Annotated in this window: 13 protein-coding genes; 5 read left to right on the top strand and 8 right to left on the bottom strand. The window is 71.3% G+C overall.

The features are described 5' to 3' along the window. Nucleotides 1-106: 106 nt before the first annotated feature. Nucleotides 107-991, top strand: coding sequence for an alpha/beta hydrolase (locus ABZ567_RS28050; RefSeq protein ID WP_360794763.1), 885 nt, complete (start codon nt 107-109; stop codon nt 989-991). A 69-nt stretch (nt 992-1060) separates the two neighbouring features. Next, the gene (locus ABZ567_RS28045; RefSeq protein ID WP_360794760.1) at nt 1061-1786 is read left to right on the top strand and encodes a GDSL-type esterase/lipase family protein; all 726 of its coding nucleotides are present in this window, start codon (nt 1061-1063) and stop codon (nt 1784-1786) included. On the opposite strand, the gene ABZ567_RS28040 is transcribed toward ABZ567_RS28045, so the two are convergent. Next, nucleotides 1741-2154: a carboxymuconolactone decarboxylase gene (locus ABZ567_RS28040; RefSeq protein WP_360794757.1), complete on the bottom strand. Its 414-nt coding sequence runs from the start codon at nt 2152-2154 to the stop codon at nt 1741-1743. The genes ABZ567_RS28045 and ABZ567_RS28040 overlap by 46 nt on opposite strands. A 280-nt stretch (nt 2155-2434) precedes the next feature. On the opposite strand from ABZ567_RS28040, the gene ABZ567_RS28035 reads away from it, so the two are divergent. After that, nucleotides 2435-2875, top strand: coding sequence for a MarR family winged helix-turn-helix transcriptional regulator (locus ABZ567_RS28035; RefSeq protein ID WP_360794870.1), 441 nt, complete (start codon nt 2435-2437; stop codon nt 2873-2875). 12 nt (nt 2876-2887) lie between these two features. Here the strand turns inward: ABZ567_RS28035 and ABZ567_RS28030 are convergent, their stop codons facing one another. The 6 genes from ABZ567_RS28030 to ABZ567_RS28005 form a co-directional block, all read right to left on the bottom strand. Beyond that, nucleotides 2888-3877, bottom strand: a complete 990-nt coding sequence (locus tag ABZ567_RS28030; protein ID WP_360794754.1) for an aldo/keto reductase — start codon at nt 3875-3877, stop codon at nt 2888-2890. A 172-nt stretch (nt 3878-4049) separates the two neighbouring features. Next, nucleotides 4050-4646, bottom strand: a complete 597-nt coding sequence (gene thpR / locus ABZ567_RS28025; RefSeq protein WP_360794751.1) for an RNA 2',3'-cyclic phosphodiesterase — start codon at nt 4644-4646, stop codon at nt 4050-4052. Between the two features lie 37 nt (nt 4647-4683). Beyond that, the gene (locus tag ABZ567_RS28020) at nt 4684-5403 is read right to left on the bottom strand and encodes a VCBS repeat-containing protein (protein WP_360794748.1); all 720 of its coding nucleotides are present in this window, start codon (nt 5401-5403) and stop codon (nt 4684-4686) included. A 77-nt stretch (nt 5404-5480) separates the two neighbouring features. Beyond that, a complete protein-coding gene (locus tag ABZ567_RS28015; protein ID WP_360794745.1) occupies nt 5481-7754 on the bottom strand; it encodes an FG-GAP-like repeat-containing protein in 2274 nt (757 codons plus the stop codon). A gap of 336 nt (nt 7755-8090) precedes the next feature. Further along, nucleotides 8091-9428 carry an MFS transporter gene (locus ABZ567_RS28010; RefSeq protein ID WP_360794742.1) on the bottom strand — a complete coding sequence of 446 codons (1338 nt, stop codon included), beginning with the start codon at nt 9426-9428 and terminating at the stop codon, nt 8091-8093. A 27-nt stretch (nt 9429-9455) separates the two neighbouring features. Next, complete coding sequence (locus ABZ567_RS28005) at nt 9456-9899, bottom strand: MarR family transcriptional regulator (RefSeq protein WP_360794739.1); 444 nt, start codon at nt 9897-9899, stop codon at nt 9456-9458. A gap of 201 nt (nt 9900-10100) precedes the next feature. Between ABZ567_RS28005 and ABZ567_RS28000 the strand changes: the two genes are divergently transcribed. Then, on the top strand, nt 10101-10361 hold the full coding sequence (locus tag ABZ567_RS28000; protein WP_360794736.1) for a hypothetical protein: 261 nt from the start codon (nt 10101-10103) through the stop codon (nt 10359-10361). A gap of 11 nt (nt 10362-10372) precedes the next feature. Here the strand turns inward: ABZ567_RS28000 and ABZ567_RS27995 are convergent, their stop codons facing one another. After that, nucleotides 10373-11818, bottom strand: a complete 1446-nt coding sequence (locus ABZ567_RS27995) for an NCS2 family permease (RefSeq protein WP_360794733.1) — start codon at nt 11816-11818, stop codon at nt 10373-10375. 149 nt (nt 11819-11967) lie between these two features. Here ABZ567_RS27995 and ABZ567_RS27990 point away from each other — a divergent pair, with 149 nt between their 5' ends. After that, a complete protein-coding gene (locus ABZ567_RS27990; RefSeq protein ID WP_360794730.1) occupies nt 11968-12261 on the top strand; it encodes a DUF2530 domain-containing protein in 294 nt (97 codons plus the stop codon). Nucleotides 12262-12370: the final 109 nt, after the last annotated feature.

Below are 12370 nucleotides of genomic sequence, written 5' to 3'. Positions count from 1 at the left end.
CGTCGGGGTCGGTGTGGGGGCTGGTGGGGCGGCTGGCATGCGGGCTCCGACCCCGGGGGCCGGAAATCGTTTGACCCGCGCCGGACGCCCTGTCAGGGTCGCGCCCATGTCTCCCTCCGCCGCCGCGGTCCCCGGCTTCTCCGCGCACACCTTCCCCGCGCCCGACGGCACCCTGCTCGCCTACCACGATTCCGGTCCCGGGACCGGGGAGCCGTTGATCTGTCTGCCCGGCGGGCCGCTCCAGGACTCCGTCTATCTCGGCGACCTCGGCGGCCTGTCCGCGCGCCGACGGCTGATCCGGCTCGATCTGCGGGGGACGGGCGCGTCGGCGGTGCCGGACGACCCGGACTCGTACCGTTGCGACCGGCTCGTCGAGGACGTGGAGGCGTTGCGGGTGCACCTCGGGCTCGACACGATCGATCTCCTCGGGCACTCGGCGGGCGCGAACCTGGCCGCGCTGTACGTCACCCGGTACGCCGACCGCGTCGGCCGGCTCGTCCTCGTCACCCCGGGCACGGCGGCCGTCGGACTCGACACGGCTCCGGAGGAGCGGCTGGCGGCGGCGCGGCTGCGGCGGGACGAGCCGTGGTTCGGGCCCGCGTACGCCGCGCTCCAGGAGGTCACGGCGGGGCGCGGGACGGCGGAGACGTTCGGGGCGGTGACGCCGTTCTTCCACGGAACGTGGGACGAGGCCGCGCGGGAACGGCACGCGGCCGGGGCGCGGCAGCGCAACGAGCGGGCCGCACCGGTCCACGGAGGCGAGGGCGTCTACGAACCGGCCGCCACGCGCGCGGTGTTCGCGGAGTTCGGGCGGCCGGTGCTGGTCGTCGCCGGGGAGGGCGACGTGAACACGCCGGTGCCGACGGCCGCGGCGTACGCGGATCTCTTCCCGAAGGCCGGGATCGCGGTCCTCGCGGGAGCCGGGCACTTCCCTTGGCACGACGACGCCGAGGAGTGTGCGGCGACGGTGGAGGCCTTCCTGAACGCGTGACGCGGCCGGGGCAGGGCCGTGTCCCGGATCACGTCGCAGGTCAGGGACGGCGTCCGCGATGATATGACCATGCGTTTTCTGTTCGTCGGCGACAGCATGACCATCGGACGCGCCGGCGACTGGACCTGGCGGTACCGCATGTGGCGGCACCTGGAGTCCACGCTCCCCGGCGGGTACGAGATCGTCGGCCCGCGCACCGGTCTGTACGACCCCGCCGCCGACGCCCCCGTCTCGGCCGCCTACGCCGACCCGGACTTCCCCGCCCACGCCCGGCGCCATCTGGCCGGCTGGGGCGAGGGCTGGCTCCACATGGCGCCCGCGATCGGGGAGACGGTCACCGCGACCGGCGCGGACGTGCTGCTCGTCTCGCTCGGCCTGATCGACCTCGGCTTCTACACGAACAGCGACCAGACCGAGGAGAACGTACGGGCCTTCGTCGCGGCCGCCCGCACCGCGAACCCGCACGTGCGGGCCGTCCTCCTGCCGGTCATACCCAACGTGCGCGCCGGGTACGACGCCCCCTTCGCCGCCGAGTGCGCCCGCTTCAACGAGCTCCTCGCGAAGGCGGTCGCCGACCTGGACACGGCTGCCTCGCCACTCCTGCTCGCGACGGTCCCGGCGTCGTACGACCTCGGCATGGACACCTACGACGGCACCCACCCGGGCCCCGCCGGCGAACACAAGCTGGCCGCCGCCTTCGCGGACGCGATGCACCGGGCGTGGGACCTGGGCGGCCCATACGAATCCCCTCAGGCGGCCCGGGTGAGGCGGTTCGCGAAGGTCGAGAGGGTGTAGGCGCCGATGCCGAGGACGACCTCCAGGGCGTTGCGGCGGATGTAGCCGGCCTCCTGGAAGGCGGCCAGCTCCTCGTCGCCGACGGCGCCGGAGGTGGCGAGCACCTGGAGGGTGAACGTCCTTACGGCGTCGAGGCGTTCGGGGTCGGGTGCCGGGCCGAGGGCGGCCATCTTGGCCTCGTGCATGTCGACGCAGAGGTGGCACTGGTTGCGGGCGGCGACGATCAGGATCACCGTCTCGCGGGAGTGCGGGTCGAGGGTGGTGGACTCGAAGATCTGGCTGAGCTTCAGGAAGCCGTCGAGGGTCTCGGGGGACTCCTTGAGGAGCGCTACGGCGTTGGCGGTGCGGGCGGACAGGTCCAGGGACAAGGCGTCTCCGATGTGCGGGGCCGGGTGAGAGGGTAGAATCGACAACATGGTTGACCATGTCGAGAGAGATAAAGTAAACCAGGTTGTCGATCGAGGCAAGGGGATAAGCGCCCCGATCGAGGTGTCGGGCAGCGGTCGGGACGCCGGGCCTGCCCCGGCCTCGAGCAGCGAGCCGGCCGGGGCGCCTGCCACCGCGTCGGGCAGCACTCCGGGCCACGGTCCCGGCCACGGCCACGGTCCTGGTGGCGGTCCGGCCGGGGCGCCGGGTTACGAGCTTCCCCTGCTTCTCTTCGGCGGCTTCCGCACCCTCATCGACCGGCTGCACACCCGCCTCGCCGCCGAGGGCCACCCCGAGCTGCGGCCCGCCCACGGCTTCGCCATGCAGGCCATCGGCGGCCGGGGCGCCACCGCCAGCGAGATCGGGCGGCACCTCGGCGTCTCCAAGCAGGCCGCGGGCAAGACCGTCGACCGGCTGCTCGCCCTCGGGTACGCCGACCGCGCCGACGACCCCGACGACGCCCGCCGCAAACTCGTCCACCTCACCCCGCGCGGCCACGAGGCCCTCGCCCGCTCGGCCGCGATCTTCGACGAACTGCGCGCGGAATGGGTCGCGGCCCTCGGCGCGGACCGTGTCCGGGACATCGAGACGTCCCTGCGGAACGTCGTCCCCGCGGAGACGGCGTTCCGCCTGGACGCCACCAGCTGGCTCGGCGCCCCCTGAACCCCTACGGGATCACCAGGCGAAGGCCTCCGGGGAAGGACCCGGGCCCGGGAAGATCTCGTCGAGCTCGGCCAGGAGCTCCTCACCCAGCTCCACCTCCAGGGCGCGCAGCGCGCTCGTCAGCTGCTCGGGCGTACGCGGGCCGACGATCGGACCCGTCACGCCCGGCCGGGTGAGGAGCCACGCGAGGGCCGTCTCGCCCGGTTCAAGTCCGTACTTGTCGAGCAAGTCCTCGTACGCCTGGAACTGCTTCCGCGCCACCGGGTCGGCGAGCGTGGCCGCCGCGCGGCCCTCCGTGCGCCGCCTGCCCTCGGTCTCCTTCTTCAGGACGCCGCCGAGGAGGCCACCGTGGAGCGGGGACCAGGGGATGACCCCGAGGCCGTACTCCTGGGCGGCCGGGATCACCTCCATCTCGGCGCGCCGCTCGTAGAGGTTGTAGAGGCACTGCTCGCTGACGAGGCCGACGGAGCCGCGCCGGGCGGCGGTCTCGTTGGCCTGGGCGATCTTGTAGCCGGGGAAGTTGGAGGAACCGGCGTAGAGGATCTTGCCCTGCTGGACCAGGACGTCGATCGCCTGCCAGATCTCCTCGAAGGGGGTCGAGCGGTCGATGTGGTGGAACTGGTAGAGGTCGATGTAGTCGGTGCCGAGGCGCTTGAGGCTGCCTTCGACGGCCCGGCGGATGTTCAGCGCCGAGAGCTTGTCGTGATTGGGCCAGGCCTCGCCGTCGGCGCCCATGTTCCCGTACACCTTGGTGGCGATGACGGTCCTGTCGCGGCGGCCGTCGCCCTTCGCGAACCAGGAACCGACGATCTCCTCGGTACGGCCCTTGTTCTCACCCCAGCCGTACACGTTCGCGGTGTCGAAGAAGTTGAGCCCCACGTCCAGCGCCGTGTCCATGATGGCGTGACTGGTGGCTTCGTCCGTCTGGGGGCCGAAGTTCATCGTCCCGAGGACGAGGCGGCTGACCTTGAGTCCGGTGCGTCCGAGCTGCGTGTACTCCATGACGTCAGCCAACTGCTTCGAGTGGCCTCGAAGCAAGGGGGTGCCCGCGGGGGGCGGGCAGCGCGCGCCCCGCCTACAGGCCGGTCACGGAGGCCACCGCGATGATCGCGAACATCAGTACGAGCACGCCGGCCATGATGCGGTTACGGGTCTTGGGATCCACCCTTCGAGGTTAACCCGCCCGGACGTCCCGCCCGCCCCCGCCTCCCTCAAGGGGCCAGCCGCCGACCTTCTCGTACCGCGGCTGCTCACCCGGCACCCCGCTCACCGGCAGGTTCGAGCGGACAAGCGCCAGCTCGGCCACCTGCCACCGCGTGCCCTCGAAACCGTCGAGCACGTCCAGGAACGGACGCAGGTCCACGTCGTCCGCCCGCCCGCGCCCGAGCGTCAGGTGCCCCTGGTAGCGACGGTGCTCGTCCATCGGCACCCCGGCCCTGCGCGCGGCGGCGTCCGCGCGCTCGGCGAGCAGCCGCAGCTCGTCCAGATCCCCGGCGACCCCGGTCCACAGGGCGCGCCGCCCGAAGTGCCCGCCGCCGTGGAGCCGCAGCGGGAACGGCGGGGTGCGGTGCGCGGCCCTGGCGAGCCGGACCCGCAGCTCGGGCAACAGCTTCTCGTCGACCTCGCCCATGAAGGCGAGCGTGAGGTGCCACCCGGGCCGCGAGGCCCACCGCAGCCCGTCCGCCCCCGGGAGCCGGTGCAGCCGGTCCACGACGTGCGTGAGCTCGGCCAGCTGCTCCGGGGGCGGCAGGACACCGGCGAAGAGCCTCATGCGCCAAGTCTGTCAGGAGACCCGGCCGGACCGGCTCTCAGAAGAGCTGGTTGTACGCCGTCTCGGCGGGGGCGACGCCGGTCTGGGTGGCGGACCGAGGACCGAACGGGACGCTGTAGTCGCCCGTACCGGGGTAGAAGTAGGCGGCGCCCGCCGTCGTCCGCGCGTACAGGTCGGGGCGGCCGTCCTTGTTGCCGTCGCCGATGCCGACGAGATCGGCGTACACCTGCCAGCCGCCGCCGATCTTCGTACGCGGCGCGAAGGGGGCGGTCGTGGAGCCCGTCGCCTTGTAGAGGTGGAGATCGCCCACCGTGTCCACGGCGACCAGGTCCGCCCGCCCGTCACCGGTCAGGCCACTGCCGCCGGTGAACTGGGTGTACGCGTTCCACCCGCCACCGATCCGCACGGGGTCCTTGGTCAGCGACGGGTCATCGACGTGCAGCCACAGCACGCCGGACCGGTCACGGGCCACGGCGTCGAAGGCCGTGGAACCGGCGATGTCGCCGACGGCCTCGACACGGTCGTAGGCGTTCCAGTCCCCGGTGTAGACCGCCCAGTGGCGGGTCTCACCGGTGACGAGGCGTCCCGTGGCGTCGTCCCAGCGCGTGTCGATCGCGTTGAGCTTGCCGTCGGTCCGGCGGGCGAACAGGTCGGGCGAGCCGTTGTCGTTGTAGTCGTGCGCCTTGGGCGCCCGGGTCACCTCGAAGGTGCCGGTGGCCGTGACGGGCGGCATCCCGTTCCAGGGCCTGGCCGTCACCGTCCACGCGTACGCCCCATACGCAAGACGTGTTCCTCTCGGGCTGCGCGGGGGGAGGCAGGGCGGGCACGGATGCGTCAGGAGACCTGGTTGTACGGCGCCCCGTACTTCGCCGCTCCGGCCTCGGTCGAGACGCGGGGCTTGACCGGGAACTTGTAGTCGCCCGTACCGGCGTAGAAGTAGGCGGCGCCCGCCGTCGTCCGCGCGTACAGGTCGGGGCGGCCGTCCTTGTTGCCGTCGCCGATGCCGACGAGATCGGCGTACACCTGCCAGCCGCCGCCGATCTTCGTCCGCGGCGCGAACGTGCCGTCACCCTTGCCGAGATACAGCCAGAGGACGCCGTCCTTGTCGCGGGCGACGAGGTCTCCGGTCGGGTTGCCGCCGAACTGGCCGGTGGCGGTGAGCTGGTTGTAGATGCCCCAGCCGTAGCCGATCTTCTTCCGCGGCTCGAAGGGAGCGGTCGTCGAACCGGTCGCCTTGTAGAGGTACAGATCGCCCGCCTTGTCCACGGCGACCAGGTCCGCCCGCCCGTCACCGGTCAGGTCACTGCCGCCGGTGAACTGGGCGTACGTGTTCCACCCGCCGCCGATCCGCCCCCGGGACTCGTAGCCGACACGGGTCGCGCTGCCGGTGCCGCGGTGGAGCCAGAGGACCCCGTCCCGGTCGCGGGTGACCAGGTCGGCGGCGTCGGAGCCGGCGAGGTCGCCGACGGACTCGATCCGGTCGTACACGTTCCAGCCGCGCAGACCGGAGACGTCGTTCGGCAGGGCGACGAGCCGTCCCGTGGCGTCGTCCCAGCGGGTGCTGATCTGGTCGAGGTAGCCGTCCTTGTCCAGCGCGACCAGGTCCGGCGCCCCGTTGTCGTCGAAGTCGTGCGGCTTGGGGGCGCGGGTCACGGTGAAGGTGCCGGACGTAGTGACGGCCGGCGTCCCGTTCCACGGCCTGGCGGTCACCGTCCACTCGTAGGCGCCGTTGGGGGCGGACTCCGGGTACCAGTCACCCACTTCGCCGGCCCAGTCGAACCCGAGGGTCCCGTCCGGGTAGGCCCCCGAGCCGGACGCGGGCCGGACGACCGTCCGGTACTTCTCGTTCGTCACCTTGCTCGTCAGCTCGACGGAGAGGTCCGCCCTCGCCGTGGAGAACTTCCAGGACAGGCGGGCCTTGGCCACTCCGTCCAGGTCGACGGTTGCCGGGGCGCCTCCGACGTACGTCAGGGGGGTGGCGCCGTCGTTCGGCTCGCCGGTGGAGGCGACCAGCTCGGCCGTCGGCCGGCCGTCCGCGCCGGCAGCCACCCGGTAGACGCCCGCGCCGTCGGCGGCGGTGACGCCGAGGACGAGCAGCGAGCCGTCGGGGCCCTGGGTGGCGTGCCGGGCGTGATTGAGGAGCTTGACGGTCGAACCGTCCTTCAGGGAGACGGCCGAGAACGCGTGCCACGGGGTGGCGCCGCCCGTGGTGACCGGGTCGGTGGCTCCCCACGCGAACCAGTCGCCGACCAGACCGCCGGTGATCCCCGCCGCATCCTCGGGGCCGAGCGCAGTCCGCCGGACCTCGCTCTGGCCTCGTACCGCCGTGGCGAGGACCAGCTTGTCGTCGGTCCGCTCGGTCCAGGCCACGTGGGCCGGCGAGAGGAAGAGGGACCTCTTGGTGTACGGCTTCGGCCCGTCGGGGTGCGGGACCATCGGGTACTGGCCTTCGACCCGCCCACCGGCCAGGTCGATGACCAGGGCGTCGTCGGAGCTCTTTGCGACCGCCGCGCCGGGCAGGGTGGCGGTCGCCCATACCGGGTGCATGTACGTGTCACCCACTGTGCGGACGGTCGGTTTCCCGCCCGTGACGTCGATCAGCTTCAGCGTCTGAGGGTTGCGGCTCACCAGAAGCGTCGAACCCACGGCGCCATCGAGGCGCCCGAACGTCTCCTGGCTCGCCGACAGATCGAGGGTGACGGGCGCGGCGCCCGTCGCCATGTCGTACACCCGCACGGCCTTGGTGTATATCTCGTCGCCTCCGGCTTCGGACCACACGCGCCCGACCACGACGCTGTCCGAGCCGGGTCCAGAGCCGAAGACCTCATCGCCCTCACCCTTCGCGATGACCGTGGACACCCCGTCCGCGTACCGCGTCCAGCGCGCGGTGCCGTTGTTGTCCTCCGAGAGGAAGCCGGTGGCCCCGGCGCCGAGCAACTTGCCGCCCGCGGCCAGGAACGGAACCCGGACCGTCGCGGCGGTCTGGGCGGCGGCCGCGGCCACAACTGCGGGCGCGGGCGCGGCGGATGCGGCCGGGACGACGAGCGAGGCGGCGAGCACGACGCCCACCGAGACCACGAGACGCCGATGCGACGAAGCAGTACGCAAGGTGTATTCCTCCCCAAGCCCTGATGTATACGCCCCTTACGACTAGCGAACTCGTCGAAGGGTTGTACGACTTGATCGAGGGATGGAGATCGACATCAACAAGCGCAGGCACGAAGGCGGGCCGGCCGGACGACGCCGGGAGGGGCCGGGGCCGGAGCGGGGGAGGGGGTGTCCGGACGTAAAAGCGTCTTGAACTCGCGCGAAGCGCGGTGAGACGCAGTCCGGACACCCCCTCCCCCGCGGAGGCCCCGGCCCCGGCGGACGCTCACCCAGGCGCACCCGGGCACGCCCATGCCCGCCCAGCCGCCACCCACCCGGCCGCCGCCCGCCCAAGGGCTACGCCGCGGTCGCCAGCCGTTCGCGCGCCACGAACCGCACCTGCGGGTGGCCGTGGCGCCAGGCCATCGCGACCTTGAGGCCGCCGATCTTCGCGAGCACCAGGCCCACGACGACCGCCGCCATCAGCGAGATCACACCGCCCGTGGCGAAGCCGACGCGGGCGCCGTACGTGTCGGTGATCCAGCCGAGGAGCGGCGCGCCGATCGGGGTGCCGCCGGCGAAGACCATCATGTAGAGGCTCATCACGCGGCCCCGCATGGCCGGGTCGGTCGCCATCGTGACGGCCGAGTTCGCGGTGATGTTGACCGTGAGGCCGATCATGCCGATCGGTACGAGCAGCAGCGCGAACAGCCAGAAGGTCGGCGACAGGGCCGCCGCGATCTCCAGGACGCCGAAGACTCCGGCCGCGAGGACCAGCATCCGCAGCCGGGTCGAGCCGCGCCGGGCCGCCGCGAGGGCGCCCACGAGGGAGCCGGCGGCCATGAGGGTGTTGAGGAAGCCGTACATACCGGCGCCGACGTGGAAGACGTCGCCGGAGAAGGCGGTGAGCCAGATCGGGAAGTTGAACCCGAACGTGCCGATGAAGCCGACGAGGACGATGGGCCAGATCAGGTCGGGCCGTCCGGCCACGTACCGCAGTCCTTCCCTCAGCTGCCCCTTGCCGCGCGGGGCGCGTTCCACCTTGTGGAGTTCGCTGGTCCGCATGAGCAGGAGGCTCACGAGGGGGGCGAGGAAGGACAGGCCGTTGAGGAGGAAGGCCCAGCCGCTGCCGACACCGGCGATGAGGACACCGGCGACGGCGGGGCCGACGAGCCGCGCGGACTGGAAGTTCGCCGAGTTCAGGGAGACGGCGTTGCGCAGCTGGCCGGGGCCGACCATCTCGGCGACGTAGGCCTGGCGGGCCGGGTTGTCGACGACCGTCACCATGCCGAGGAGGAAGGCGATCAGGTAGACGTGCCAGACCTGGACGTGCCCGGAGAGGGTGAGGACGGCGAGCGCGAGGCCGCAGACGCCGAGGGCGGCCTGGCTGACGAGCAGCAGGTTCCGCTTCGGGTAGCGGTCGGCGATGACACCGCCGTACAGGCCGAAGAGCAGCATCGGCAGGAACTGCAGGGCTGTGGTGATGCCGACGGCGGCGGCCGAGCCGGTGAGGCTCAGGACCAGCCAGTCCTGGGTGATGCGGGCCATCCACGTGCCGGTGTTGGAGACGATCGCTCCGGTGAAGAACAGCCGGTAGTTGCGGATGCGGAGCGAGGAGAAGGTTTCCCCCCGCCCACGGGTCTTGAGGGTGGGTTTGTGGACGGGTGCGGAGTCTGCTCCGGGTCCCGTACTCAAAATGCGTTCGCCTCCTCGGCGCGTGGACTACAGGTGGGCGAGCTTCTCCAGGACGGGGGCCGCGGCGCGCAGCTTGGCCCATTCGTCCTCGTCCAGACCTTCGGCGAGGGTGGCCAGCCAGGCGTTCCGCTTGCGGCGGGACTCTTCGAGCATGGCCTCGGCCTGCTCGGTGGGGCTGACGACCTTCTGCCGGCGGTCGTCGGGGTGTGGCTCCAGCCGGACCAGTCCCTTGGCTTCGAGCAGCGCGACGATACGGGTCATCGACGGCGGCTGTACGTGCTCCTTGCGGGCCAGCTCACCGGGGGTGGCGGAACCGCAGAGGGCGAGGGTGCCGAGCACCGACATCTCGGTGGGGCTCAGCGACTCGTCGACGCGCTGGTGCTTGAGGCGTCGGCCCAGTCGCATGACGGAGGAGCGGAGCGCGTTCACGGCCGCGGCGTCGTCGGCGGTGCCGTGGGACAGGTCAGGCATGTTCGTTAGCCTAACTCATTACTCTGTCTAAATACCAGCCGGATCGCGTCGGCGTCGCACGGATCACACCGGCACCTGGCGGCACACATGGCAGCACAGCGCCGGGCAGATCACACTCCGGCCTCCATGTATCACTCGAACGAGTGAGCCGGATCCAGAAAGTGACGCGAAGAGGCCCCGGCTGCCCCGACCCTGAACGACATGGGATCGACAGTGCTCAGCCTGCGCATCGACGGTGAGCTGCTCGACCGGCTCAGGAGTCACGCCGCGAGAAGAGGAATGAGCGTCCAGGACTATGTCGTCCGGACGCTCATTCGGGAGGATTTCGACGAGCGGTTCCAGACCGCCGTCGACGAGACGGAGAGGTTCTACGGGGAGTCCGACGGAGCGGGAGGCGAGACGGACGACGCGGCGGCCGTCCCGCCCCGGCATCACGCGAGGCCGGGCGCCGGCATCGCGTAGCGGTTACCGGATCACGTGAGGCCGAGCGCCGGCATCGCGTAGTAGAAGACGAAGACCGCCGACACGACGTACATGGCCACCGGGACCTCACGGCCCCGGCCGGCAGCCAGCCGCAGCACGCTGAACGCGATGAAGCCGATGCCGATCCCGTTCGTGATCGAGTACGTGAACGGCATCATCACCATCGCCAGGAACGCCGGCACCGCGATGGTGAAGTCGCTCCAGTCGATGTCCTTGACCGAACCGGCCAGGATCAGGAAACCGACCGCGAGCAGTGCGGGCGTCGCCGCCTGGGACGGGACCATCGTGGCCAGCGGCGTGAGGAACAGCGCCACCGAGAACAGACCGCCGGTCACGACCGAGGCGAGACCCGTGCGCGCGCCCTCACCGACGCCCGCCGTGGACTCCACGAAGCAGGTGGTGGCCGAGGAGGAGGTCGCGCCGCCGGAGGCGACGGCCAGGCCGTCCACCAGCAGGACCTTGTTGATGCCGGGGAAGTTGCCGTCCCTGTCGATCAGCTTGGCCTCGTCGCCGACGCCGAGGATCGTGCCCATGGCGTCGAAGAAGCAGGACAGCAGCACGGTGAAGACGAAGAGGACGCCGGTCAGGTAGCCGACCTTCGCGAAGCCGCCGAAGAGGCTGACCTCGCCGACCAGGCCGAAGTCGGGCGAGGCGACCGGGTTGCCGGGCCACTCCGGGGTGGTCAGACCCCAGGAGGGGACGGTCGCGACCGCGTTGATCACCATCGCGACGATCGTCATGACGACGATCGAGATGAGGATCGCGCCCGGCACCTTGCGGATGATCAGGGCGAGGGTGAGGAGCGCGCCCAGGACGAAGACCAGGACCGGCCAGCCGGTGAGGTGACCGTCGGCGCCGAGCTGGAGCGGGACGGTGGTGTGCGCGGCGTCGGGGATACGGGAGACGAAGCCCGAGTCGACGAGGCCGATCAGCATGATGAAGAGGCCGATGCCGATCGCGATGCCCTTGCGCAGGCCGACCGGGACGGCGTTCATCACGCGCTCGCGCAGACCGGTCGCGACGAGCAGCATCACGACGACACCGGCGAGGACCACCATGCCCATGGCGTCGGGCCAGGACATCTTCGGCGCGAGCTGGAGCGCGACGACGGTGTTGACGCCGAGGCCGGCGGCGAGGGCGATCGGGACGTTGCCGATGACACCCATGAGGAGCGTCGAGAACGCGGCGGTGAGGACGGTGGCCGTGACGAGCTGGCCGCTGTCGAGCTGGTGGCCGTACATGTCCTTGGCGCTGCCGAGGATGATCGGGTTCAGCACGATGATGTAGGCCATCGCGAAGAAGGTGGCGAAGCCGCCACGCACCTCGCGGGCGACGGTCGAACCACGCTCGGAGATCTTGAAGTAGCGGTCGAGGCCCGAGACGGGGACTTCGGGGCCCTCGGGGGAGGAGGCCTTGGCGGCGGCCGTGGTGCTCATGGGGTGGGGTTCCTCTTCGGAGAAGTCCTTTATTGGCGGTTCATACGAAGGAAACACGCCGGAGGCAAACCGTTTCAGTATGAACACATGAACGAGCGAGCGTCTATCTCCGCGCGTAGATGAGAAACGCGGCCGCCTAGACTGGCCCCATGGCGAAGTGGACACCGAAGCACGAGGCACCCGAGCCCCTCGAAGGGCCCGTCGTCGGCACCGTCACCGGCGGCACCGTCCTCTGGTTCGTCCTCTTCCTCGTCCAGGTCCCGTTCTACGGCTGGTTCGACGACCGGGACCTCACCTGGTGGGTGTGGACCTGCCTGGCCGGCGCGGGGCTCGGCCTGATCGGCATCTGGTACGTACGCAAGCGCGACGCGGCGATCAAGCGCCACGAGGCGGCGCGCTCGGCGGGGGCGGGATCCGCCCCGGAGACGGCACCGGGCGCGTAGCCGACCCGGACCCTGGGCATCCGCGCGTAGCCGACCCGGACCCGGCGCGTCGGCGCGTAGCACCTGGGGACCATTCCCCTCCTCCCACGGTCTGATCTTCGCCCTTCCC

The sequence above is a fragment of the Streptomyces sp. NPDC016459 genome (assembly GCF_040632845.1).
In the GTDB taxonomy this organism is placed as follows: Bacteria; Actinomycetota; Actinomycetes; order Streptomycetales; family Streptomycetaceae; genus Streptomyces.
This window is presented reverse-complemented; position numbering and strand designations above follow the sequence as displayed.